A 23161-nucleotide genomic window follows, 5' to 3' on the forward strand; every position below is an offset into this window, starting at 1 on the left:
TCGATCAGTGCCCACCCTCCGCCTCGCCATCGTCGGAGCCGGACCCGCCGGCATCTACGCCGCGGACATCCTGCTGCGGGAAGCACACGCCTACGACGTGTCGATCGACCTCTTCGAGCAGCTGCCCGCGCCGTACGGCCTGGTCCGCTACGGCGTCGCCCCGGATCACCCCCGCATCAAGGGCATCATCAACGCCCTGCGCGACGTGCTCGACCGCGGTGACATCCGGATCTTCGGCAACGTCGAGTTCGGCAAGGACATCACCCTCGACGACCTCAAGCAGCACTACAACGCGGTGGTCTTCTCCACGGGCGCGATCAAGGACGCCGACCTCGACGTCCCCGGCGTCGAGCTCGAGGGATCGTACGGCGCCGCGGAGTTCGTCAGCTGGTTCGACGGGCACCCGGACGTCCCGCGTACCTGGCCACTCGAGGCCGAGAGCGTCGCGGTCATCGGCAACGGCAACGTCGCGCTCGACGTCTCCCGCATCCTCGCCAAGCACGCGGACGACCTGCTGCCCACCGAGGTGCCCGACAACGTCTACCAGGGGCTCAAGCGCTCGCCGGTCACCGACGTGCACGTCTTCGGTCGCCGCGGCCCGGCGCAGGTGAAGTTCACGCCGCTCGAACTCCGTGAGCTCGGCGAGGTCCCCGACGTCGACATGGTCGTGTACGACGAGGACTTCGACCACGACGAAGCGTCCCTGACCGCGATCCAGACCAACAAGCAGGTCATGGTCATCAATCGGGTGCTCGAGCAGTGGCGCACGCGCGAGGTCGGCCAGGCCAGCCGCCGCCTGCACCTGCACTTCTACGCGAAGCCGCTCGAGTTCGTCGGCGACGACCAGGGCCGTGTCGCCGCGATCCGGTACGAGCGCACCCGCCCGAACGGCCAGGGCGGCGTCGAGGGCACGGGGGAGATCCGCGAGATCCCGATCCAGGCCGTCTACCGCGCGGTCGGGTACTTCGGTTCCCCGGTCCCCGGCGTGCCGTTCGACGAGCGCCACGGCGTGATCCCGAACCACGAGGGCCAGGTGCTCGACGACGACAACCAGCAGATCCCCGGCCTGTACGCCACCGGGTGGATCAAGCGCGGTCCGGTCGGGCTCATCGGCCACACCAAGTCCGACGCGATGGAGACGGTCCAGCACATCGTCCGCGACCAGGCCAGCTGGTGGACGCCGGCGGACCCGTCCGAAGGTGCGATCCCGGCCCTGCTGCGTGAGCGCGGTGTCGAGTACACCGACCTCGACGGGTGGCACCGGCTCGACGCGCACGAGATCGCCCTCGGCGAGCCGCACGGCCGCGCCCGCGTGAAGGTCGTCCCGCGCGACGCGATGATCGACGCCTCCCTCGGCCGCGAGACCGCCGATCGGGTCTGACCCGTGACCGCCCTGCGCCCCGCCCTCGACACCGAGGTGCGGGGCGCCCGGCTGTCGGGCGTCGACGTCGCTCGCGCCGTCGCGCTGTTCGGCATGGTCGCCGCGCACGTCGGCGGGGTCGCCGACGACCTCGACTGGGGCGACGTCTCGAGCTGGTCCGCCCTGGTGAACGGTCGGTCCTCGACGCTCTTCGCGGTGCTCGCCGGTGTGTCCGTCGGGCTGGTCAGCGGTCGCCAGCACCCGCCCGGCCCGCCGGCGATCGGCCGGATCCGCAGACGGCTGGCGGTCCGCGCCGTGCTCATCGTGCTGATCGGGTTCGTCCTGATGAGCCTGGGCACCCCGGTCTACGTGATCCTGCCCACGTACGGCGCACTGTTCCTGCTCGTGCTGCCGGCACTGCGCTGGCGTCGTCGCACGCTGCTCGTCGCGGCCGGGGTGTGCGCGCTGGTGTCCGCGCCGGTCGCCGTCGCGATCGTCCCGCTCTACGCGGACGCCGACACGTTCGGCGTCCAGCTCGGGCTGGTCTACCCCGTGGTCACCTTCCTGGCGTTCGTGCTGGTCGGGCTCGCGGTCGCCCGGTCCGGCTTGGAGGAGCGGGGCACGCAGATCGCGCTCCTCGCGGTCGGCGCGCTGGTCGCGGCCACCGCGTACGTCGTCGGCGTCCTCACGGCGCCGGTCCCGGTCGACGCGGCGTACGCCTTCCCCGGCGTCCCCTTCGTGCCGGACGGGTCGACGCTCGGGCAGAGCGTGGCGCAGGTCTTCCTGTCGCCGCGGGACCACTCGAGCTCGATCGTCGACGTCGTCGGGTCGGCCGGGGTCGCCGTGGCCGTGATCGCCCTCTGCACGCTCCTGGTCGACGGCCGGGGTCCGGTCGTCGCGCGGATCGTCACGCCGTTGTCCGCGGTGGGCTCGATGCCGCTCACCGTCTACGCGCTGCACCTCGTCGTGATCGCCGCGTTCCCGGCGCTGCCGCAGCAGGCGTCGACCTGGTGGGGGTTCGTGGTCGGCGCCGTCGTGTTCGCGATGCTGTGGCAGCGGTTCCTCGGCCGAGGCCCCGCCGAACGGCTCGTCGCCCGCATCGTTCGGTCCGTCGTCCGCTGACGCCCGCGCGCCGTGCGGATCCGCGACCCGCGTGCCGGGCGTGACCCGGGCCTCCCGGGTTCGCTACTGCAGCGCCGCCGTCAGCCGCGCGACGTTGTCGAGCACCTGCGAGCGTCGCGGACGGGTCAGCCACGTCTCCAGGTCGAGCTCGGTGCTCTCCTGCCGGTACGAGCTCTGCACCCCACGCAGCGCGTTGACGAACCGCTCGCCGCGCACCATGACCGAGATCTCGAGGTTCAGCGAGAACGAGCGCATGTCCATGTTGCTCGACCCGATGACCGCGACGTCGTCGTCGATCGTGAAGTGCTTCGCGTGCAGGATCGTCGGCGCCTTGTACAGCCAGATCTTCACGCCGGCGCGGAGCAGGCCCTCGTAGTACGAGCGCTGCGCGTGCCACGTCATGGCGTGGTCGCCGATCTCGCCGACGAACAGCTCGACCTCGACCCCGCGCTGCGCCGTCGTCGTGATCGCGTAGAGCATCGAGTCGTCCGGCACGAAGTACGGCGACGTGATCGACACCTTCTTCTGCGCCGAGTACAGCAGCGCGTTGAACAGGCGCAGGTTGTTCTCACCGTCGAAGCCCGGGCCCGAGGGCACCACCTGGCAGTCGAGGGCATCGCCGCGGTCGGCACGCTGCACCGGGTCGCTCTCGCGCAGCAGCAGTTCGTCGGTCTCGCTGTACCAGTCCGTGACGAACAGCGCGTTGATGCCCGCGACGACCGGCCCCTCGAACCGGGCGAACAGGTCCTTGTAGGCCAGGCCCTTCTCGATGTGGGCCTTCGTGTCGTACGACCGGTCGATCAGGTTCTGCGACCCGGTGAACGCGACCGAGCCGTCGATCACCATGATCTTGCGGTGGTTGCGCAGGTCCGGGCGCTGGAACTTCCCCTGCAGCGGTTGGAGCGGCAGCATCAGGTGCCACTCGATGTTCGCGCGGTCCAGGAACGCCAGCGTGTCCTTGAACCCCGGGTACCCGCGGCTGGCCCAGTGGTCCATCAGGAACCGGATCGTCACGCCACGTGCCTGAGCCCGCGCCAGGGACTCGAAGAACGGACGCGTGGTGTCGTCGAGCGACGCGATGTAGAACTCGACGTGCACGAACCGGCGAGACTGGTCGACCGCCTTCGCCATCTCGGCGAACGAGTCGTCGTAGTCCGGGTACAGCTCGGCGGAGTTGCCACCGACGAGCGGCATCGCGCCGAGCTCCCGGTTCAGGTTCGTGATGCTCTCGAACCACGGCGGCCACGGATGGTCACGACGCACCCGCTCGATGCCCTCGGTCTGCTCGAGGATGTACGCGTTGATCTCGGTCTGCTTCTCACGCCGGGCCCTCGGCAGCTTCGTCGACCCGATGACCAGGAACACGATGAACCCGATGTAGGGGATGAGGAAGATCGCGAGCAACCACCCCGTCGCCGTCTGGGGCTTCCGGTTGATCGGGACGTAGATCAGTGAGAACGCACGGATCGCCAGGTCGAGCAGGACGAGCAGGACGATGAGGGTGACGGTGAGCCAGTGCTCCACGGGGTGTCGACTCGGTGCGGGGTCGGCGCGTCAGCGGAAGTTGATGAACTGCAACGGCACGTCGAACTCTTCGCCCTTGAGCAGCTGGATCGTGTTCTGCAGGTCGTCGCGGCTCTTCGAGGAGACCCGGAGCTCGTCGCCCTGGATCTGGCTCTTCACCGTCTTCGGGGCCTGGGCCCGGAGGAACGCGCCGATCTTCTTCGCGACGTCCTGCTCGATGCCGTTCTTGAACTTCGCCTCGATGCGGAACTCCTTGCCCGAGGCGTAGGGCTCGCCGGCGTCGATGCTCTTGAGGCTGATGCCGCGCTTGATCGCCTTCGACTCGAACACGTCGAGCACCGCCTTGGCGCGCTCGGCCGAGTTCGCCTTGATGAGGACGTCCTCGCCGCTGAACGCGATCGAGGCGCCGACACCCTTGAAGTCGTAGCGCTGCTCGATCTCCTTGGCGGCCTGGTTGAGGGCGTTGTCCGCCTCCATCTTGTCGACCTTGCTGACCACGTCGAAGGAGCTGTCTGCCATGCCGGACAGCCTACCGATCACGGCTGATCTCGGTCGCGTCGCGGATGGTCACGACCACCGTCGACCATCCGCTATGCTGTTCTGGCGCCTCCGGTTGGTGACTACACGGGCTGGGTGCGCACATGGCAAGTTACCCAAGCGGCCAAAGGGATCTGACTGTAAATCAGCCGGCGTAGCCTTCGGGGGTTCGAATCCCTCACTTGCCACGTGCTTGTTGGAGCTGAAGAACGCTCTGCGAGACAAGACGAAGAGACAGGGCCCCGTCATCGACGGGGTCCTTTCTTGTTGGCCCCGTCATCGACGGGGTCCTTTCTTGTTGGCTCCTTTCTCGACGGGGCCCTGTTCTGCCGGACTGGAGGCTCGGGGCGGGCTGGCAGCGTGCCTCCAGTCCGGCGGTCCACGCCTCAGCAGCGATCCTGGGAGGATCGGGGCATGCGCGCCGAATCCGACCCCACCGAACTCGCCGACCTCGCCGAGGCCATCGCCACCGAGGCAGCGGCACTCGCCGCACGTCGTCGAGCCGAGGGCGTCGAGGTCGCCGAACGCAAGTCGAGCATCGTGGACGTCGTCACCGCGGCCGACCACGAGGTCGAGGACCTCATCCGTGCCCGCCTCGCCGCAGCACGCCCGGACGACGCCTTCTTCGGCGAGGAGACCGGCGCCAGCACCGGCAGCAGCGGCATCACGTGGGTCGTCGACCCCATCGACGGCACCGTCAACTACCTGTACGGCAGCCCGCAGTACGCCGTCAGCATCGGCGTCGTCCGCGGACGGCCCGATCCTGCCGACTGGGAGCCACTCGCAGGGGTCGTCGTGGCGCCGGCGACCGGGGACGTGTACCGAGCCGTCGCCGGAGGGCCCTCGACGGTGAACGGGCGGCCCATCCGTGTGTCGGAGCCGGCCTCGCTCGCCGAGACCCTCGTCGCGACCGGGTTCGGCTACACCGCCGAGCGTCGCCGTGAGCAGGTCGCGGTCCTCGCCGGGCTGCTCGGTGAGGTCCGGGACATCCGCCGCGGCGGCTCGGCCGCCCTCGACTGCTGTGCGGTCGGAGCCGGGATCGTCGACGCCTACTACGAGCGGGGGATCAACCCGTGGGACATGGCAGCCGGCGCGGTGGTGGCTGCGTCGGCGGGTGCCGTCGTCCGGACGTGGGAGGCAGGCGGGACCCGCTCGTTCCTGTTCGCGGCACCGGCGATCGCTGCACCGCTCGAGGCCCTGGTGCGTGCCGCCGAAGCCGAGGTCCTCCACGACTGACGGTGCTCCGGCGACCGGACGACGGCGAGTGGAGTGACGGCGACCGAGACTGGCGATCCGTTCAGGCCCCTGGTATCGTCGCCGAGTCCCGTTATCTGCTCGTTACCAACGAGCGCATCTGCCTCGATCAGGATCTGCACCGCACGTATGCCACGAACTCCGCTCTCGCCCGACGCCACTGACCACGCGGTCCCCGATGCACCGGCCCCCGCCGTCCATCTGACCCGTCGGGCCCGGATCGAAGCGGAACGCGCCACCGCCAAGCAGTCCGTGCGCCGCGACCAGTCGGTGGCCGCACCGGCAGCGCCGATGGCTGCGGTCCGTTCTGCGACTCCCGTCGCTCCGGCGTCCGACCTCGACGCCGCGGTGTCCGCCGCGGCCGAGCCCGCGCTGCCGGTGACGCCCCCTGCACCCGCGTCCCCGGTCCTGCCGTCGTCGACCATGCAGCCCGAGACGCCCCCGGCGCCGACGTCACCCGTCGTCGCACCGGCCTCGGTCCGCCGGGCCGCAGCCACGGCCTCCCGTCCGACCGCCACGGCACCGCACCGAGCGCCGTCAGGTCGCCGCACCCCGGCGGGACGCCCGGCGGCTCCGGTCGCCGAACGGCGTGCCGACCGCGCGACCCGGCACCTCGGAGCCACCGCCCGTCCCGCTGCCGCGACCGCGCCGCCGCGGGGGAGTGCCTTCCGTCGGACCGCCTCGCGTGTGACCGCCGTCGGCGCGCTGCTGTTCGCCGCCGGGCTCGTGGTCTCGACCTCGCTACCGGCGCAGGCGCTGTACACGCCCGCTTCGGGCTCGACGACCCAGCGCACCGTCGCAGCTGGCGACACCCAGTCGCTCGCCGTCGGCGACGCGACCGAGGCCGAGATCAACCGCGACGCCTACACGGTCTCCGACGCGACGCAGTACAAGAACGTCGACTCCTCGAGCTTCACGAACGACCCCGCGGGCACGATCCAGTGGCCGTTCCTGACCGGCGTGCCGATCACCTCCGGGTTCGGCGGTCGGCAGGTCGAGGGCTGCTCGTTCTGCTCGACGAACCACCAGGGCATCGACTTCGCTCCCGGTGCCGGCACCCCGATCCGGGTCATCGCCGCCGGGACCGTCATCAAGGTCCAGCCGAACGACGGCGGCTTCGGCAACGACGTCTGGGTCGAGCACGACGTCGACGGCAAGCAGTTCACGAGCGTCTACGGCCACATGATGGACAACTCGTTCAAGGTCGTGAAGGGCCAGCAGGTCGCGGTCGGCGACGAGCTTGGTCTGGTCGGTTCGACGGGCAACTCGACCGGCCCGCACCTGCACCTCGAGGTGCACGTCGACGGGGTCCCGGTGGACCCGATGGCGTGGCTCGAGGCCAACGCGAACTAGCTCGCGAGGACGGCACGCCCGGGCGTCGTGGTCGGTTCCAGACCACTGTCGGGGTTCTGCTATCCTCGTGTGGTGCCGCTCGCGGTACTCGCCCCGATAGCTCAGTGGTAGAGCACTTCCATGGTAAGGAAGGGGTCGTCAGTTCAATCCTGACTCGGGGCTCTGACCCGGCGAGAACTCATCGCCGGATCTGTGGCGGGGTAGCTCAGCTGGTTAGAGCACACGACTCATAATCGTGGGGCCGCGGGTTCAAGTCCCGCCCTCGCTACCGCAAGCCCGGCGTCCGCGCCGGGCTTTCGTCGTTCCCGGGGGCGCGGGGCGCGGGGCGCGGGGCGCGGGGCGCGGGCCCGCCGGTCGGTCGCCGTCCGTTCGCACAACCGGAGGCACGCCGCGCCGCGCAATCACGTGGCGCGGGGTGCGTTGCGTTGTGCGGACGCAGTCCGCGCCGCTGCGCGTCGCACCCCGGTGCGAACGTCGCACCCCGTTGTGGCGGGGTGTGACGTTCGCGCAGGGGTGCGATCCGTCTGGAGGCGTGGCGCGCTCCCGCCGGGCCGGCGCCGGGCCTCCAGGCGGTCGCCGTCCGTTCGCACAACCGGAGGCACACTGCGCCGCGCAATCACGTGGCGCGGTGTGCGTTGCGGTGTGCGGACGCAGTCCGCGCCGCTGCGCGTCGCACCCCGTGGCGAACGTCGCACCCCGTTGTGGCGGAGTGCGACGTTCGCACAGGGGTGCGATCCGTCTGGAGGCGCGGCGCACGCCCGCCGGGCCTCCAGGCAGTCGCCGCCCGTCCGCACAACCGGAAGCACCCCGCGCCACGCAAGGGCGTGGCGCGGTGTGCGTTGCGGTGTGCGGACGCAGTCCGCGCCGCTGCGCGTCGCACCCCGTGGCGAACGTCGCACCCCGTTGTGGCGGGGTGCGACGTTCGCGCAGGGGTGCGATCCGTCTGGAGGCGCGGCGCACGCCCGCCGGGCCGGCGCCGGTCCTCCAGGCAGTCGCCGCCCGTCCGCACAACCGGAGGCATGCCGCGCCGCGGAAGTGCGCGGCGCGGTGTGCGTTGCGTTGTGCGGACGCAGTCCGCGCCGCTGCGCCGCGCGCGCCCCGCGCCTAGCGCTCGACGCGCCCCACGAGCAGCCCGGCGGAGCGGAGGGACCGCTCGACCGACCCCGTCACGCGGCGCCAGTGCTCCTGCCGCCGAGCAGCGCCGATCGTCCCGCCCGCCACCGCCGGCCCGTGGTCCGCGTGCCGCAGCGTCAGCGTCGAACGCCCGCCCGCGGTCGACACGACGAGCTCGTAGCGGCGGTACTCCCGACCCGGGTGCACCAAGGCGCCGAGCAGCACCGTGAGCAGTCGACTGCCGGCCTCGGCGACGATCGAGCCGGGCAGGGCATCGACGCGGTGCCCGTCCGATCGCAGCGCCGCTCCCGCGAGCTCCATGGCCGTGCGCCGGTCGCCCGTGTGCACTGCGTACTCGATCGTGGTCTCCATCGCACCCTCCCGGAACGAAGACGGTCCCGACGCCCCCCGGCGCCATCCCGGTGATCATAGCCGATGCAAACTCATGAAAGCTGAGCGTCGTAGGATGACCGTCGTGTCTGTGAACCCCGAGCTCGTCGGCAGGACGTTCCCGCCGGCCCCGCCGTACCTCGTCGGTCGCGAGAAGGTGCGCGAGTTCGCGCGCGCGACCTTCGCCACGAACCCCGTCCACCACGAGCCCGAGGCCGCACGGGCCGCCGGGTACGCGGACGTCGTCGCACCGGCAACCTTCGCGGTCGTCGTGCAGGAAGCGACGCTCGCCCAGCTGCTGGCCGAGCCCGACGCCGGCATCGACTTCTCCCGCGTCGTGCACGGCGAGCAGAAGTTCACGTACGACCGTCCGATCGTGGCCGGTGACGAGCTCACCGCGACCCTGACGGTCACGAGCGTGAAGACCCTCGGCGGCAACGCCATGGTCACCGCCGAGAGCACCATGAGCGACGCTTCGGGGGAGCACGTCGTCACCGCGACCTCCACCCTCGTGGTCCGAGGAGACGACGCATGAGCACCCAGGCCACCGAGACCGCCGAGACTGCCGTCGGGACGGTCGTCGCCGAGCGCGAGGTCCACCTGACCCGCGACGCGCTGGTCCGCTACGCCGGTGCTTCTGGTGACTTCAACCCGATCCACTACCGCGACGACGTCGCCGCCTCGGTCGGGCTGCCCGGCGTCCTGGCGCACGGCATGCTCACGATGGGCCTCGCCGTCCAGCCGGTCTCGGACTGGCTCGGCGACCGCGGCTGGGTCGCGTCGTACGGCGTCCGCTTCACGCGGCCGGTCGTCGTCGACCCCGAGCAGGGCGCGACCGTCACCGTCGTGGCCAAGGTCGGCACCGTCGACGACCAGGGCCGCCCGCAGCGCATCGACCTCACCGTGACCGCCGCCGGGCAGACCGTGCTCGGCAAGGCGCAGGTCACGGTGGCGTTCCGCTGACCGTGCCCGACCTCGCAGCGCTCACGACCCTCGGTGTCGGTGGCCCGGCTGGCCGACTCCTCGTCGCCGACACCACCGACGAGCTGGTCGCCCACACCCGTGACGCCTGGTCCGACGACGACTGGCTCGTCGTCGGCGGCGGCAGCAACCTGCTGGTCGCGGACGCCGGCTTCGACGGCACCGTCGTGCTGGTCCGCACCCGCGGCGTCGAACACGAGGCCACCGCCGACGGCGTCACCGTCCGCGTCGCGGCCGGTGAACCGTGGGACGCGTTCGTCGCGTCGACCGTGGAGCACGGCTGGACCGGCCTGGAGGCCCTCAGCGGCATCCCGGGCACCGTCGGTGCGTCCCCCGTGCAGAACATCGGGGCGTACGGGGTCGAGCTCTCCGACGTGCTCACCCGGGTCGAGTTCCTCGATGCGGCCACGGGGGAGCGCGCGTGGCTCGACGCGGCCGAGCTGGAGCTCGGCTACCGCACGTCCACGCTGAAGCACGGGCGCCGCGGTGTCGTCCTGACCGTGGAGTTCGCGCTCGGCACCGACGTCGAGGGCGGCGTCCCCGTGCGGTACGCGCAGCTGGCCGGGTCACTCGGGGTCGCGCTCGGCGAGCGGGTCGATCCCGCCGTGGTGCGCTCGACCGTGCTCGGGCTCCGCGCGTCGAAGGGCATGGTGCTCGACGCCGAGGACCGGGACACGTGGAGCGCCGGGTCCTTCTTCACGAACCCGATCGTGTCGGCCGGGTTCGCCGAGTCGATGCCCGCCGACGCCCCGCGCTGGCCCGCCGGCGACGACGTCAAGCTCAGCGCCGCCTGGCTCATCGAGCACGCAGGGGTGCACCGCGGGTACGCCCTGGCCGGGTCCCGTGCGGGCATCTCCACGAAGCACACGCTCGCGCTGACGAACCGCGGCGGCGCGAGCGCGGCGCAGGTCGCGGAGCTGGCGCGCTACGTCCAGGTGAGCGTCCTCAACCGCTTCGGCGTGACGCTCGTGCCGGAACCCGTCGTGGTCGGCGACCTGCTCGCCTGACGCACCACGCGCCTCCCGGCGTCAGCTGAAGAAGCGGGCCAGGCGGGCGACGCCCTCGGCGATGTCCTCGTCGCCCAGTGCGTAGGACAGACGGAGGTAGCCGGAGGGGCCGAAGGCCTCCCCAGGGACGACCGCGACCTCGGCGTGCTCGAGGATCAGGTCCGCCAGCTCCAGCGTGGTCGTCGGGGTCGAGCCGGCCCACTCGCGCCCGAGCAGCGCCGTGACGTCGGGGTAGACGTAGAAGGCGCCCTGCGGGGTCGGGGTCACGACGCCCGGGATCGCGTTGAGCCCCTCGACGATCGCTCGACGTCGGCGGTCGAAGGCCTCGCGCATGGCGGTCACGGGTTCCTGCGGCCCCGTCAGTGCCGCGATCGCCGCGCGCTGCGAGACGTTGGACACGTTCGAGGACAGGTGCGACTGCAGGTTCGACGCGGCCTTGACGGCGTCGGCCGGGCCGATGAACCACCCGACCCGCCAACCGGTCATCGCGTAGGTCTTGGCGACGCCGTTCACCAGGATCGTGGTGTCGGCGAGGGCCGGGACCACGTCGAGGATGCCCGTGAACCGGAGCCCGTCGTAGACCAGGTCCTGGTAGATCTCGTCGCTGATCACCCAGATGCCGTGCTCGAGCGCCCACTCGCCGATGGCGCGGGTCTGCTCGGCGGAGTACACGGCGCCGGTCGGGTTCGAGGGGGAGCAGAACAGCAGCGCCTTGGTCTTCGGCGTGCGCGCTGCCTCGAGCTGCTCGACCGTGACCAGGTAACCCTGGTCGCTGCCGGCGAAGACCTCGACCGGTTCGCCGCCGGCCAACCGGATCGCCTCGGGGTAGGTGGTCCAGTACGGCGCGGGGAGCAGGACTTCGTCACCGGCGTCGACGATCGTCTGGAACGCCTGGTAGACCGCCTGCTTGCCGCCGTTCGTGATGATGACCTGCGAGGGGTCGACGGTGATGCCGGACTCGCGGGCGGTCTTCTCGGCGACGGCCTTCTTGAGGTCGGGCAGGCCCGTCGCGGGCGTGTACCGGTGGTTCGCCGGGTCCTGCGCTGCGGCGACGGCGGCGTCGACCACGTGTGCGGGGGTGGCGAAGTCGGGTTCGCCGGCCGCGAAGGAGATGACCGGCCGCCCGGCGGCCTTGAGCGCCTTCGCCGCGGCATCGACCTTGAGCGTCGCGGACTCGGCGATCGCGGCGATGCGCGACGCGATCCGGGGTCGCTGGGCGGTGGTGGACTCGGGGCCTTCGGCTGCGGTGCTCACCCGCTCAGCCTATCGGCGCGGCACGCCGGAGGACCCCTCAAGTGGACACCGTGTGACGCACTCCCGTACACTCGTCTGCGGTGGTCGCGACCCGTTGATGACGGACGTGTCCCACCCGGAAGACGGATCGTCTTCTGAAGGGCGGTGGCTCAATTGGTAGAGCAGCGGTCTCCAAAACCGCAGGTTGCAGGTTCGAGTCCTGTCCGCCCTGCACATCTGGAAGGTGACGAAGTTGGCGAGCAAAGACATGGAGACGACGGCGGACGACGTCGTCGCCAAGGCGAAGCAGGACCGGGCCACGCGCCGGGGCCCCTTCGCTGCCATCGCGCTCTTCATCCGCCAGGTCATCGGCGAACTGCGCAAGGTCGTCACGCCGACCCGCAAGGAGCTCTTCAGCTACACCGGCGTGGTCCTGGTCTTCGTCGTCGTGATGATGGTCCTCGTGTCGATCCTGGACTTCGTGTTCGGCCTCGGCGTCGGCTACGTCTTCGGCAACGGCCCGACGGCCTGACCGGGTCGACCGCCGTCGTCGGCCGGGGTCGTCCAGTTCCGGAACCGCGCGTGACCGCCTGCGCAGGGAGACCAGTGCAAGCCGAGACAGTGCAGGCTGAAACAGTGCATGCCGACCACAGTGCATGCCGACCACAGTGACGGCGAGCAGTGACCAGGGCGAACGCCGACCCGATCCGCACCACCGAACGGAAAGAACCGACAGTGTCTGACAACTCCCGCGACGACATCGACCTCGCGACCGCTGCAGAGCAGTCCTCCGAGGTGGAAGAGAACCAGGAAGGCGACGTCGAGACGGGCGAGCTCCGTTCGGCCGAGTCCGCCGAAGAGCGCGCGATCGAGGTCGAGGACGAGAACGACGAGTCGCTCGGTCTGAGCTCCGACCCGGACGACGGTGACGTCGACGGGATCGACGAGACGCTGACCGCTCTGGCCGAGTCCCGCGACGAAGAGGCCGACGCCGTCGTCGACGACGCGCTCGAGATCGACACCGCCGACGAGGCCGAAGCCGCCGTCGAGGCCGTCGAGGACGAGGAAGAGTCGGAGCTCGAGGAAGAGTCGCCCGAGCAGGCGAACGCCACCATCGCGGCCGAGGAAGCCGGCGACACGCTCGGTGCGATCGCCCCGGAGTCCGAGGTCGCCCTCGACGCCGACACCGAGGTCACCATCGCGACCGAGGACGACGACGAGCCGGCCGAGGTCGACCCGTACGAGGCGTTCAAGGCCGAGCTGCGCATGAAGCCGGGCAAGTGGTACGTCATCCACTCCTACGCGGGCTTCGAGCGCCGCGTGAAGTCGAACATCGAGAACCGCATGGTCTCGATGTCGATGGAGGACTACATCTACCAGGTCGAGGTCCCGATGGAGGACGTCGTCGAGATCAAGAACGGGCAGCGCAAGCTGGTCACCCGCGTCCGGATCCCCGGCTACGTGCTCGTCCGCCTCGACCTCAACGAGGACTCGTGGTCCGTCGTCCGCCACACCCCGGGTGTCACCGGCTTCGTCGGCAACGCGCACAACCCGACCCCGCTCCGCTTCGACGAGGCGTTCGGGATGCTGAAGTCCCTGGTGCAGGTCGCCGAGACGGCCCCCTCGAAGGGCGGCAAGTCCGGCGGGCAGGCCCAGGCGCAGCCCACCGCCGAGGTCGACTTCGAGGTCGGCGAGACGATCACCATCAAGGAAGGCTCGTTCGCGGGTCTGCCCGGGTCGATCTCGGAGATCAAGCCCGAGAGCGGCAAGCTCACGGTGCTGGTCTCGCTGTTCGAGCGTGAGACCCCGGTCGAGCTGAGCTTCGACCAGGTCACCAAGCTCTAGCGCTCAGACACATCCAGTACACTCATCGAGTTTGGGCCTGTGACCTCGTGTCGCAGGCTCGTCACCGCGAGTCGGATCCGCCGGCTCAGCGGGAGAGTGCACGGCATCCCGTGCGTTCGATCCCAGGAGGAAAGACAACATGGCACCGAAGAAGAAGGTCACGGGCCTGATCAAGCTGCAGATCAACGCGGGAGCCGCCAACCCGGCCCCCCCGATCGGTCCGGCGCTCGGTCAGCACGGCGTGAACATCATGGAGTTCTGCAAGGCGTACAACGCCGCGACCGAGTCGCAGCGCGGCAACGTCGTCCCGGTGGAGATCACCGTCTACGAGGACCGTTCGTTCACGTTCGTCCTCAAGACCCCGCCGGCTGCTGAGCTCATCAAGAAGGCTGCGGGTGTGCAGAAGGGGTCCGCGACCCCGCACACGGTCAAGGTCGCGAAGATCTCGATGGACCAGGTCCGTCAGATCGCCGAGACCAAGCAGGCCGACCTGAACGCCAACGACATCGACCAGGCCGCGAAGATCATCGCCGGCACTGCTCGTTCGATGGGCATCACGGTCGAGGCCTAGGCCTCACCCCACTCAGGTCCACACACCGACACCCTTCCGTGGGAGAGCCTCGCCGGCTCGTCAACCACGTATCTCGCAAGGAGACCACCATGGCGAAGAAGTCCAAGGCCTACCAGGCCGCGGCCGCGAAGATCGAGGCCGACAAGTTCTACACCCCGACCGAGGCCGTCGCCCTGGCCAAGGAGACCGGCTCTGCGAAGACCGACTCCACGGTCGAGGTCGCGCTCAAGCTCGGCGTCGACCCCCGCAAGGCGGACCAGATGGTCCGTGGCACCGTCATCCTGCCGCACGGCACCGGCAAGACCTCCCGCGTCATCGTCTTCGCGACGGGTGCAGCGGCTGAGGCAGCGATCGCCGCCGGCGCCGACGAGGTCGGTGGCGACGAGCTCATCGCGAAGGTCGCCGAGGGCTACACCGCCTTCGACTCCGCCGTCTCGACCCCCGAGCTCATGGGCAAGGTCGGTCGTCTGGGCAAGGTGCTCGGCCCGCGTGGCCTCATGCCGAACCCGAAGACCGGCACCGTGACCCCGAACGTGGCGCAGGCCGTCAACGACATCAAGGGCGGCAAGATCGAGTTCCGCGTCGACAAGCACGCCAACGTGCACTTCGTCGTCGGCAAGGCCTCGTTCACGCCGGAGCAGCTCAACGAGAACATCTCGACCGCGCTCGAGGAGATCAACCGCCTCAAGCCGAGCGCCTCGAAGGGCCGCTACGTCATGAAGGGCGCCGTCTCGACGACCTTCGGACCCGGCATCCCGCTGGACGTCAACAGCATCTGAGTCCTCTGACTCATCGAAGGCCCCGCACCGGCAACGGTGCGGGGCCTTCGTGCGTGCGGGCCGATAGGTTGGCGGTGTGCGCACCCTCGTCAACGCCCTGCGGCTCATCGCCGTGATCGCGATCGTCGCCGCCGTGGTGGCGCAGTTCCTGCGCAGCGTCGAGAGCCCGGTCTACAACTTCTTCAACTTCTTCGGGTACTTCACGATCCAGTCGAACATCTTCGTCGCGGTGGCGTTCTCCCTGACGCTGGTGATGGCGGCGCGGCGGAAGCGCGGGCAGCTCGGTCTCTCGGTGCTCCGCGGCGCGGCGACGGTCTACATCGCCACGACCGGCATCGTCTACAACACGCTGCTGGTCAACGCGACGCTGGACAACTCGTTCACCGTGCAGTGGTCGAACGACGTCCTGCACAAGATCATCCCGGTGTACGCGGTGCTCGACTGGCTGCTGTTCTCCGACCGGGCTCGGCTGGTGCTCCGCCACGTGTGGTGGTTCCTGATCTACCCCGCGGTGTGGCTCGTGGTCATCCTGATCCGTGGTGCGACCGACGGCTGGGTGCCCTACCCGTTCCTGGACCCCGCGCAGGGCTACGGCATCGTCGCGCTGTACTGCCTGGGCGTCGCGGTGTTCATCGCGCTGATGGGCATCCTGGTGGTCGGCATGAGTCGACTGCGCCTCGTGAAGGTCTAGCGGGACTGACGCAGGCGGTCGAGCACGGTGTCGGCCAGGGCCACGAGGCCGCGGATCTGGTCGTCGTCGCGGTCGATCCACGTGCACTCGGGCTCGTCGGCGATCGGCACGAAGGCGTCGTGCTCTTCCCAGACGAACAGCGTGCGCTCGGCCCCGAGCACGTACTGCTGCCACCAGACCTGCCGCAGGTAGTGCCGGGGGATGCGCTTCCACCCGTTCGAGGTCGTCTTGATCTCAGCGAGCAGCAGCCGCCCGTCGCGATCGTGTCCGACGCCGTCCGGGGTGGCCAGGTGGGCGCGGTTCGTGGCGGCGTGGAACAGGTGCGCCGAGGGCAGGATGCCGTGCGTGGCAGCGACCCAGGCGGCGATGACGGGTTCGCGGTCCTTGCCGTGCTCGGTGTAGACGTTGCCGGAGAACCGTGAGCCGTACCGCTTGTCGAGCACGACGGCCTCGACCCCGCGCAGGGACGCCAGCCGCGCGACGTCGGTCGCGGTGATGCCCGCGGCACGCGCGCGGAGCCACGCGACGCGGTCGGAGGAGTGGGCGACGATGCGCTCGGTGTGCCCGCGCAGGGCGGTGAACGCGTCGTGCGCGCCAGCGGCGGGACGGGCCGTGGACGAGGCGACGGACGACGTGACCGACGCTGCGGACCCGGGCCGGGCCTCCAGGTCGTCCCACAGGGTGGGCTGCACGATCGTCACCCGACGATTCTCACCCCGACCGGTGACGCAACGCGAATCCGGCGCGCGGTCAGGACACCAGCTGGCGGCCCTCGGCGTAGGCGACGAGCTCGTCGACGCCGGCTGGGGAGAGCGCGTAGTCGATCGCGAGGGACGCGGCACCCTGGAGGGCCGCCACACCCCCGGCTCGCGAGGGCGCGATGACCAGGTGTTCGGTCGCGAGCGGCATGGAGCGCGCGTAGACGACCTCGCGGACACCGGCGATCAGGTGCTCGCCGGCCTGGGTGACGGAACCGCCCAGGACGATGACGGACGGGTTGATGAGCGAGATGCAGGTGGCGAGGACCTCGCCGATGTCGCGGCCGGCCTGCCGGACGGCGTAGATGGCGTCCAGGTCCGAGCGGTTCACCAGGGCGATGACGTCGGCGCTCGTGTGCACGTCGTGGCCCTTCGCGCGGAGGGCCCGGGCGATGGCCGGTCCCGACGCCACGGCCTCGAGGCAGCCGGTGTTGCCGCAGTGGCAGGGCACGTCGCCGGCGCGGGAGACCCGGACGTGGCCGATGTCACCAGCGGTGCCCTGGGCGCCGCGCTGCAGCCGTCCCTCGGAGACGATGCCGGAGCCGATCCCGGTCGCGACCTTCACGAAGAGCAGGTGGTCGACGCCCGCCCACCCGTGCTCGCGTTCGCCGAGCGCCGCGATGTTGACGTCGTTGTCGAGCAGCACGTGCGCCGGGATGTGCTGCCGGAGCCACGAGGGCACGTCGAAGCCGTCCCAACCGGGCATGATCGGCGGGTTCGCGGGGCGTCCGGTGGAGAACTCGACCGGCCCGGGGACCCCGATGCCGATCGCGACGACGTCGTCACGGGTGCGACCGACCTCGTCGAGCAGCTCGTCGACGGCCTGCACCAACCACGTCAGCGTCGGCACGGGGCCGGCGGCGATGTCGATCTGCGCCTCGCGGGTGGCGAGCGGTGCCGCCACCAGGTCGGTGACGGCCACGCGGCCGTGGGAGGCGCCGAGGTCGGCCGCGATCACCAGGCGTGAGGTCGGCCGGAGGGCGACCTGTGCGGGCGGACGGCCACCCGTGGAGGCGGCGGTCTCCACGGCACCGACGAGGCCGACGTCGATGAGGGCGTCCAGACGCACGCCGATGGTGGAGCGTGCGGCACCCGTCAGCGCGGCGAGCTCGGCCCGGGTCCGCGGCACACCGTCGCGGAGGATCTGGAAGAGCTCGCTCGCCCCGACCGGAGGCGACGCTGCCGTCCGAGTCAAGTCGACCATGGAGGGAGTGAAACACACATCGAACGAGGCACGCAACGAAGTGCGTCGAAGTTTCGCGGACTTCTGCTTGACCGCCGACAGAAGTGCTCGTAATGTGACGCCTGGTCGACGACGACCGCACCACTCGATGAGGAGAACCTGGTGACCCAACCGCTTTCGGTCCAGCTCTACACGGTCCGCGATGCCCTCGGTTCCGACCTTCCCGGCACCCTGCAGCGCATCGCCGACATCGGCTTCACCGACGTCGAGCTCTTCGGCTACGTCGACCGCGCCGACGAGTACGCCACGGCACTGCAGGCCGCCGGGCTGGTCGCCCCGAGTGGGCACGCCCGCCTGCTGGACGCCGACGCGCAGGAGCTCGACCGCATCTTCGGTGCGACCGCGACGGTCGGCACCGGCACCCTGATCGACCCGCACATCGACGAGGCCCGCTGGACCACCCGCGAGGACGTCGAGGCCATCGCCCGCGAGCTCAGCGCCCTCGCCCCCCGCGCCGCCGACCACGGTCTGACGCTCGGGTACCACAACCACGCGTTCGAGTTCTCGAACCGCATCGAGGGCGTCAGCGCCTACCAGGTCTTCGCCGACGCCCTGTCGGACGACGTCGTGCTCGAGCTCGACACGTACTGGGTCACGGTCGGCGGGGACGACCCGGTCGCCGTCATCGGTCGCTACGGCGACAAGGTCCGCTTCCTGCACGTCAAGGACGGCGACGGCTCGCACGACGACAAGCAGCAGGTCGCGGTCGGCAACGGCATCATGCCGATCCGTGCGATCGTCGACGCCGCACCGGACGCGCAGCACGTCATCGAGCTCGACGACCACGACGGTGACGTCTTCCAGGCCGTCGCCGACTCCTACGCCTTCCTGCAGGGGGTCCGCGCATGAGCACCACCGACACCACCGCGACCCCGTCCACGGACACCACGCGTCGGACGGGCCCCGTCGGGGTCGGCGTCATCGGCGCCGGGGTCATCTCGGACCAGTACCTCTCCAACCTCACCGTCTTCCCCGACGTGCAGGTCCGCTTCATCGCCGACATCGACGAGCCCCGCGCCGCCGCCCAGGCCGAGAAGTGGGGCGTCCCCGGATCGGGCTCGGTCGAGCAGCTGCTCGCCGACGACGACATCGAGATCGTCGTCAACCTGACCATCCCGGCTGCCCACGTCGAGGTCGCGCTGCAGGTCATCGCCGCCGGCAAGCACGTGTGGGGGGAGAAGCCCTACGCGCTGGACCGGTCGAGCGCCACCCAGCTGCGCGACGCCGCGGCAGCCGCGGGCCTGACGGTCTCCGTCGCGCCGGACACGTTCCTCGGCGCCGGGCTGCAGACCGCCCTCCGCACCATCCGCGACGGACGGATCGGCACGCCGCTCAACGGCCTGACGCTGTTCCAGAGCCCCGGCCCCGAGTCCTGGCACCCGAGCCCCGAGTTCCTGTTCGCGGTCGGCGCCGGCCCGCTGTTCGACATCGGCCCGTACTACATCACCACGCTGGTGCAGGCGTTCGGCCCGGTCGCGAAGGTCACGGCCACGGCGTCGAAGTCCCGCGCCACGCGCACGATCGGCTCCGGCCCCAAGGCGGGCACCGAGTTCCCGGTCGAGGTCCCCACGAACCACTCCGCGCTCATCGAGTTCGAGAACGGGGGGAGCGCGCAGAGCGTCTTCTCGTTCGAGTCCGACCGCGGCCGGACCGGCTTCGTCGAGATCGCCGGCGAGACCGGGACCGTGGTGTTCCCCGACCCGAACAACTTCGACGGCGACACCGAGCTCTACGCGCACGGTGCCGACGGGCCCGAAACGATCCCCGCGGAGGGGTCCACGTACTCGCGCGGCACCGGCGTGGTCGACCTGGCCCGCTCCCTGCGCGCGGGCGAGACGAACCGGGTCCCCGGTGCGCTCGCCTTCCACGTCCTCGACGTGATGGTCTCCATCGCCGAGGCAGCCGAACGTGGCGAGGCGGTGCTCGTCGCGAGCACCGTGTCGCCCTCCCCGACCCTCACCGAGGGCTGGGACCCCGCGGAGCAGACCCTGGTCTGACCCGCACCCCGCGGGACCGGACCCGGTCCGGCACCGCAGCACCACACAGCAGCACCCGAACGCTCCATCCCTGCACCATCTCAACGACGAGAAAGTAGAGAGTCATGCGCACTGCCATCCGCGCACTGGCCATCACCGCGGCCGCGGCACTCACCGTGACCGGCCTCGCAGCCTGCTCCGCCGGCGGATCCGGATCCGGATCCTCCGGCGACACCAAGACGCTCACCTACTGGGCGTCGAACCAGGGCACGTCCCTGCAGAACGACAAGGAGGTGCTGACCCCCGTCCTCGAGAAGTTCACCAAGGAGACCGGGATCAAGGTCAACCTCCAGGTCATCGGCTGGAACGACCTCCAGACCAAGATCCAGACCGCGGTCACCTCGGGCCAGGGCCCGGACGTGGTCAACATCGGCAACACGTGGGCGACCTCGCTCCAGGCCACCGGCGCCTTCCAGGAGTTCGGTGACTCGGAGATGAAGGCGATCGGCGGTGCCGACAAGTTCGGCAAGGTCGCGCTCTCCACCGGTGGTGCCCCCGGCAAGACCGTCACGAGCGTCCCGCTCTACGGCCTCGCCTACGGCCTCTACTACAACAAGCAGATGTTCAAGGACGCCGGCATCGAAGCCCCCACCACCTGGGAGGACCTGACCGCGGACGCCAAGAAGCTCACCACGGGCGGCAACTACGGCTTCACCATCGCGGGCGGTTCGTACACCGAGAACGCGCACTTCGCGTTCATCAACTCGGCGCAGAACGGTGGCGAGTGGTTCGACAAGAGCGGCAAGCCGACCTTCACCTCGTCCGCGAACGTCGACGGCATCAAGCGCTACCTCGACCTGATGCAGAGCGACAAGGTCGTCAACCCGTCGAACGCGCAGTACGACAACGGCACGCAGGCGGTCTCGGACTTCGCGAACAAGAAGGCCGCGATGATGCTGACGCAGAACAACGCGAACGCCACGATCACGTCGAACGGCATGTCCGCCGACGACTTCGGCGTGGTCCCCTTCCCGGCCCCGCAGGGCGGCAAGGACATCGCGAGCTTCCCGGCTGGCATCAACCTGTCGATCTTCAAGAACACGAAGAACAAGGACGGCGCGCTCAAGTTCGTCAAGTACATGACGAGCTCGGACACGCAGACGACGCTCGACAAGCCGTACTCGGCCCTGCCGGTGCTCGCCTCGGCTGCGGACTCGGTCACCGACGAGCAGACGAAGACGTTCCTCGACATCTACAACAACAAGGCGAAGCCGCTCCCGCTCGTGCCGGCCGAGGACCAGTTCGAGTCCACGGTGGGCAAGGCGATGAACGACATGTTCGCCAAGATCGCCACCGGTGGCACGGTCTCGGACAGCGACATCAAGTCGGCGCTCCAGACGGCCCAGGACCAGGTGTCCCAGGCGAACGGCTGATCCACACCGGCCAGGAGGCCCGGGGCGCGTCCGCAAGGACCGCCCCGGGTCTCCACCCCCTCAGCCGCCGCTGCCACGGCCGGCTCAGCACCCGAACTCCCTGAAGCCGAAAGGCACTGCCCATGTCCACGACGGTCCTGCCCGATTCCGAGGCCCTCGACCTGACGCGCACGAAGGCCCCGAACGTCTCGGGTCCGCCGCCGAAGCGCAAGCAGCACCTGCGCTGGTTGCCCTACGCGCTCGTCGGCCCTGCGATCCTGTTCGAGCTCCTGATCCACATCGTGCCGATGCTCACCGGCATCTGGATCAGCTTCATCCAGCTCACCAAGTACTTCATCGCCAACTGGGGCGCAGCGCCCTTCGCCGGGCTCCGCAACTACTCGGTGGCCGTGGACTTCAACCAGGCCATCGGCAAGGGCTTGCTCAACTCGTTCCTCATCACCTGCGCCTTCACGGTGCTGGTCGTGGGGCTGTCGTGGGCGTTCGGCATGATGGCCGCCGTCGCACTGCAGAAGCCCTTCAAGGGCCGCGGCCTGTTCCGCACGCTGTTCCTGGTGCCCTACGCGCTGCCGATGTACGCCGGCGTCATCACGTGGAAGTTCATGTTCCAGCGTGACTCGGGTGCGATCAACCACATCCTGGTGGACCAGCTGCACCTGATGGGCGGCAGCGGGCCGTTCTGGCTCATCGGCAACAACGCCTTCGTGGCCGTGGTCGTCGTGGCGATCTGGAAGACCTGGCCCTTCGCGTTCCTCATGCTGATGGCCGGCCTGCAGTCGGTCCCGGCCGACGTGTACGAGGCCGCCTCGGTCGACGGCGCGAAGCCCTTCCGGCAGTGGCGCTCGATCACGCTGCCGATGGTCCGCCCGGTCAACGTGACGCTCGTGCTCGTGATGTTCCTCTGGACCTTCAACGACTTCAACACGCCGTACGTGCTCTTCGGCTCGACGGCGCAGCCCCCGGCAGCCGACCTGCTCAGCTTCCACATCTACAACGCCTCGTTCATCACCTGGAACTTCGGGTCCGGTGCCGCGATGAGCGTGCTCCTGCTCCTCTTCCTGCTCGTCGTCACCGGCATCTACCTCGCCGTGACCAACCGGAGGTCCGTCCGTGCGTGAAACAGTGGGCGCGAAGTCCTTCAAGATCATCGTCCTGGCACTCCTGACCGTGTTCACGGTCGTGCCGCTCTACGTGATGATCACCACGGCGATCAAGCCGCTCGGTGACGTGCAGAACGACTTCACGTGGATCCCGACCAACATCACCTTCCAGCCGTTCATCGACATGTGGTCGACGGTGCCGCTGGGGCAGTACTTCATCAACTCGCTCGTGGTCTGCACGGTCGCGACGGTGTTCTCGCTCATCATCGCCACGTTCGCCGCCTACGCGGTGTCGCGGTGGAACTTCAAGGGCAAGAGCGCCTTCACCACGACGGTGCTCTCGACGCAGATGTTCCCCGGTGTGCTGTTCCTGCTGCCGCTGTTCCTCATCTTCACGAACCTCGGGAACTCGCTCGGCATCCAGCTGGTCGGCAGCTGGACCGGTCTGATCATCACGTACCTGACCTTCACGCTGCCGTTCTCGATCTGGATGCTCGCGGGCTACTTCGAGACGATCCCGCGTGAGCTGGACGAGGCCGCGATGGTGGACGGCTCGGGCCCGATGGGTGCGCTGTTCCGGATCATCCTGCCCTCGGCCCGTCCGGGTCTGGTGGCGGTCGGCATCTACTCGTTCATGACGGCCTGGGGCGAGGTCCTGTTCGCCTCGGTGATGACGAACGGCAACGGGCAGACGCTCGCGGTCGGTCTGCAGCAGTACTCGACCCAGACGAACGTGTACTGGAACCAGATCATGGCGGCGAGCCTCGTCGTGTCGATCCCGGTCGTGATCGCGTTCCTCGTCGTGCAGCGGCAGTTCGTCGCCGGCCTGACCGCCGGCGCGGTGAAGTAGCCGCCAGCACGCCTTCCCCCTCGCGGAAGCGACAGATCCCC

The 23161-nt window shown here is 69.7% G+C and carries 23 protein-coding genes and 4 tRNA genes; 21 read left to right on the top strand and 6 right to left on the bottom strand.

Annotation, left to right across the window (positions count from 1 at the left end; translation table 11 throughout):
* Positions 1-7: 7 nt before the first annotated feature.
* Entirely contained in the window at positions 8-1381 is a 1374-nt protein-coding gene (locus BIU90_RS11495; RefSeq protein ID WP_071300301.1) for an FAD-dependent oxidoreductase, read from the top strand.
* 3 nt (positions 1382-1384) lie between these two features.
* Positions 1385-2482, top strand: a complete 1098-nt coding sequence (locus BIU90_RS11500) for a DUF418 domain-containing protein (protein ID WP_071300302.1) — start codon at positions 1385-1387, stop codon at positions 2480-2482.
* Positions 2483-2545: 63 nt separating this feature from the next.
* On the opposite strand, the gene cls is transcribed toward BIU90_RS11500, so the two are convergent.
* The gene (gene cls, locus BIU90_RS11505; RefSeq protein WP_071300303.1) at positions 2546-4006 is read right to left on the bottom strand and encodes a cardiolipin synthase; all 1461 of its coding nucleotides are present in this window, start codon (positions 4004-4006) and stop codon (positions 2546-2548) included.
* Between the two features lie 30 nt (positions 4007-4036).
* Complete coding sequence (locus BIU90_RS11510) at positions 4037-4525, bottom strand: YajQ family cyclic di-GMP-binding protein (RefSeq protein WP_071300304.1); 489 nt, start codon at positions 4523-4525, stop codon at positions 4037-4039.
* A gap of 124 nt (positions 4526-4649) precedes the next feature.
* Between BIU90_RS11510 and BIU90_RS11515 the strand changes: the two genes are divergently transcribed.
* The 5 genes from BIU90_RS11515 (at position 4650) to BIU90_RS11535 (ending at position 7418) form a co-directional block, all read left to right on the top strand.
* Positions 4650-4731 (top strand) — tRNA-Tyr (locus BIU90_RS11515).
* 226 nt (positions 4732-4957) lie between these two features.
* Positions 4958-5779 (top strand): inositol monophosphatase family protein, encoded by an 822-nt coding sequence (locus BIU90_RS11520; protein ID WP_071300305.1) that lies wholly within the window; start codon positions 4958-4960, stop codon positions 5777-5779.
* 147 nt (positions 5780-5926) lie between these two features.
* Positions 5927-7150, top strand: coding sequence for a M23 family metallopeptidase (locus tag BIU90_RS11525; protein WP_071300306.1), 1224 nt, complete (start codon positions 5927-5929; stop codon positions 7148-7150).
* 90 nt (positions 7151-7240) lie between these two features.
* A tRNA-Thr gene (locus tag BIU90_RS11530) sits at positions 7241-7312 on the top strand.
* A 32-nt stretch (positions 7313-7344) separates the two neighbouring features.
* Positions 7345-7418: transfer RNA gene (locus tag BIU90_RS11535), tRNA-Met, on the top strand.
* Between the two features lie 836 nt (positions 7419-8254).
* On the opposite strand, the gene BIU90_RS11540 is transcribed toward BIU90_RS11535, so the two are convergent.
* Positions 8255-8635, bottom strand: coding sequence for a hypothetical protein (locus tag BIU90_RS11540; RefSeq protein ID WP_071300307.1), 381 nt, complete (start codon positions 8633-8635; stop codon positions 8255-8257).
* A 103-nt stretch (positions 8636-8738) separates the two neighbouring features.
* Here BIU90_RS11540 and BIU90_RS11545 point away from each other — a divergent pair, with 103 nt between their 5' ends.
* The 3 genes from BIU90_RS11545 to BIU90_RS11555 are packed head-to-tail and all read left to right on the top strand — an operon-like array spanning position 8739 to position 10641.
* The gene (locus BIU90_RS11545; protein ID WP_071300406.1) at positions 8739-9188 is read left to right on the top strand and encodes a MaoC family dehydratase N-terminal domain-containing protein; all 450 of its coding nucleotides are present in this window, start codon (positions 8739-8741) and stop codon (positions 9186-9188) included.
* A complete protein-coding gene (locus BIU90_RS11550) occupies positions 9185-9616 on the top strand; it encodes a MaoC/PaaZ C-terminal domain-containing protein (protein ID WP_071300308.1) in 432 nt (143 codons plus the stop codon). Before BIU90_RS11545 ends, BIU90_RS11550 begins: the two co-directional genes overlap by 4 nt.
* Positions 9613-10641, top strand: a complete 1029-nt coding sequence (locus BIU90_RS11555) for a UDP-N-acetylmuramate dehydrogenase (RefSeq protein WP_071300309.1) — start codon at positions 9613-9615, stop codon at positions 10639-10641. Before BIU90_RS11550 ends, BIU90_RS11555 begins: the two co-directional genes overlap by 4 nt.
* Positions 10642-10662: 21 nt before the next feature.
* On the opposite strand, the gene BIU90_RS11560 is transcribed toward BIU90_RS11555, so the two are convergent.
* Positions 10663-11895 carry a pyridoxal phosphate-dependent aminotransferase gene (locus BIU90_RS11560; RefSeq protein ID WP_071300310.1) on the bottom strand — a complete coding sequence of 411 codons (1233 nt, stop codon included), beginning with the start codon at positions 11893-11895 and terminating at the stop codon, positions 10663-10665.
* Between the two features lie 138 nt (positions 11896-12033).
* Between BIU90_RS11560 and BIU90_RS11565 the strand changes: the two genes are divergently transcribed.
* From BIU90_RS11565 to BIU90_RS11590, 6 genes are all read left to right on the top strand, one after another.
* Positions 12034-12106 (top strand) — tRNA-Trp (locus tag BIU90_RS11565).
* Between the two features lie 36 nt (positions 12107-12142).
* Positions 12143-12406 (top strand): preprotein translocase subunit SecE, encoded by a 264-nt coding sequence (gene secE / locus BIU90_RS11570; RefSeq protein WP_175470201.1) that lies wholly within the window; start codon positions 12143-12145, stop codon positions 12404-12406.
* A 203-nt stretch (positions 12407-12609) separates the two neighbouring features.
* A complete protein-coding gene (gene nusG, locus BIU90_RS11575) occupies positions 12610-13719 on the top strand; it encodes a transcription termination/antitermination protein NusG (RefSeq protein ID WP_071300408.1) in 1110 nt (369 codons plus the stop codon).
* A 139-nt stretch (positions 13720-13858) separates the two neighbouring features.
* Positions 13859-14290, top strand: a complete 432-nt coding sequence (gene rplK / locus BIU90_RS11580) for a 50S ribosomal protein L11 (protein ID WP_056118868.1) — start codon at positions 13859-13861, stop codon at positions 14288-14290.
* Positions 14291-14379: 89 nt separating this feature from the next.
* A complete protein-coding gene (rplA, locus tag BIU90_RS11585) occupies positions 14380-15069 on the top strand; it encodes a 50S ribosomal protein L1 (RefSeq protein ID WP_071300311.1) in 690 nt (229 codons plus the stop codon).
* Positions 15070-15145: 76 nt separating this feature from the next.
* Positions 15146-15760 carry a Pr6Pr family membrane protein gene (locus BIU90_RS11590; RefSeq protein WP_071300312.1) on the top strand — a complete coding sequence of 205 codons (615 nt, stop codon included), beginning with the start codon at positions 15146-15148 and terminating at the stop codon, positions 15758-15760.
* Here the strand turns inward: BIU90_RS11590 and BIU90_RS11595 are convergent.
* Together BIU90_RS11595 and BIU90_RS11600 are read right to left on the bottom strand one after the other, a co-directional pair.
* Positions 15757-16332 carry a YqaJ viral recombinase family protein gene (locus BIU90_RS11595; RefSeq protein ID WP_083403921.1) on the bottom strand — a complete coding sequence of 192 codons (576 nt, stop codon included), beginning with the start codon at positions 16330-16332 and terminating at the stop codon, positions 15757-15759. The genes BIU90_RS11590 and BIU90_RS11595 overlap by 4 nt on opposite strands.
* Before the next feature lie 178 nt (positions 16333-16510).
* The gene (locus tag BIU90_RS11600) at positions 16511-17722 is read right to left on the bottom strand and encodes an ROK family protein (RefSeq protein WP_175470198.1); all 1212 of its coding nucleotides are present in this window, start codon (positions 17720-17722) and stop codon (positions 16511-16513) included.
* A 141-nt stretch (positions 17723-17863) separates the two neighbouring features.
* On the opposite strand from BIU90_RS11600, the gene BIU90_RS11605 reads away from it, so the two are divergent.
* The 5 genes from BIU90_RS11605 (at position 17864) to BIU90_RS11625 (ending at position 23120) form a co-directional block, all read left to right on the top strand.
* Positions 17864-18610: a sugar phosphate isomerase/epimerase gene (locus BIU90_RS11605; RefSeq protein WP_071300314.1), complete on the top strand. Its 747-nt coding sequence runs from the start codon at positions 17864-17866 to the stop codon at positions 18608-18610.
* The gene (locus BIU90_RS11610) at positions 18607-19758 is read left to right on the top strand and encodes a Gfo/Idh/MocA family protein (RefSeq protein ID WP_071300315.1); all 1152 of its coding nucleotides are present in this window, start codon (positions 18607-18609) and stop codon (positions 19756-19758) included. The genes BIU90_RS11605 and BIU90_RS11610 overlap by 4 nt, the downstream gene beginning before the upstream one ends.
* Positions 19759-19862: 104 nt before the next feature.
* On the top strand, positions 19863-21170 hold the full coding sequence (locus BIU90_RS11615) for a sugar ABC transporter substrate-binding protein (RefSeq protein ID WP_071300316.1): 1308 nt from the start codon (positions 19863-19865) through the stop codon (positions 21168-21170).
* 122 nt (positions 21171-21292) lie between these two features.
* Positions 21293-22288 (top strand): carbohydrate ABC transporter permease, encoded by a 996-nt coding sequence (locus tag BIU90_RS11620; protein WP_071300317.1) that lies wholly within the window; start codon positions 21293-21295, stop codon positions 22286-22288.
* Entirely contained in the window at positions 22281-23120 is an 840-nt protein-coding gene (locus tag BIU90_RS11625; protein WP_071300318.1) for a carbohydrate ABC transporter permease, read from the top strand. Before BIU90_RS11620 ends, BIU90_RS11625 begins: the two co-directional genes overlap by 8 nt.
* The last annotated feature ends 41 nt before the right edge of the window (positions 23121-23161 follow it).

This window comes from Curtobacterium sp. MCBA15_001, assembly GCF_001864835.1.
Classification (GTDB): Bacteria; Actinomycetota; Actinomycetes; order Actinomycetales; family Microbacteriaceae; genus Curtobacterium.

Bases quoted from the DNA above. Each gene is read 5' to 3' on its own strand.
- BIU90_RS11510 (WP_071300304.1), bottom strand. From the start codon at position 4,525: ATGGCAGACAGCTCCTTCGACGTGGTCAGCAAGGTCGACAAGATGGAG.
- BIU90_RS11520 (WP_071300305.1), top strand. From the start codon at position 4,958: ATGCGCGCCGAATCCGACCCCACCGAACTCGCCGACCTCGCCGAGGCC.
- BIU90_RS11525 (WP_071300306.1), top strand. From the start codon at position 5,927: ATGCCACGAACTCCGCTCTCGCCCGACGCCACTGACCACGCGGTCCCC.
- BIU90_RS11540 (WP_071300307.1), bottom strand. From the start codon at position 8,635: ATGGAGACCACGATCGAGTACGCAGTGCACACGGGCGACCGGCGCACG.
- BIU90_RS11550 (WP_071300308.1), top strand. From the start codon at position 9,185: ATGAGCACCCAGGCCACCGAGACCGCCGAGACTGCCGTCGGGACGGTC.
- secE (WP_175470201.1), top strand. From the start codon at position 12,143: ATGGAGACGACGGCGGACGACGTCGTCGCCAAGGCGAAGCAGGACCGG.
- rplK (WP_056118868.1), top strand. From the start codon at position 13,859: ATGGCACCGAAGAAGAAGGTCACGGGCCTGATCAAGCTGCAGATCAAC.
- rplA (WP_071300311.1), top strand. From the start codon at position 14,380: ATGGCGAAGAAGTCCAAGGCCTACCAGGCCGCGGCCGCGAAGATCGAG.
- BIU90_RS11600 (WP_175470198.1), bottom strand. From the start codon at position 17,722: ATGGTCGACTTGACTCGGACGGCAGCGTCGCCTCCGGTCGGGGCGAGC.
- BIU90_RS11610 (WP_071300315.1), top strand. From the start codon at position 18,607: ATGAGCACCACCGACACCACCGCGACCCCGTCCACGGACACCACGCGT.
- BIU90_RS11615 (WP_071300316.1), top strand. From the start codon at position 19,863: ATGCGCACTGCCATCCGCGCACTGGCCATCACCGCGGCCGCGGCACTC.
- BIU90_RS11620 (WP_071300317.1), top strand. From the start codon at position 21,293: ATGTCCACGACGGTCCTGCCCGATTCCGAGGCCCTCGACCTGACGCGC.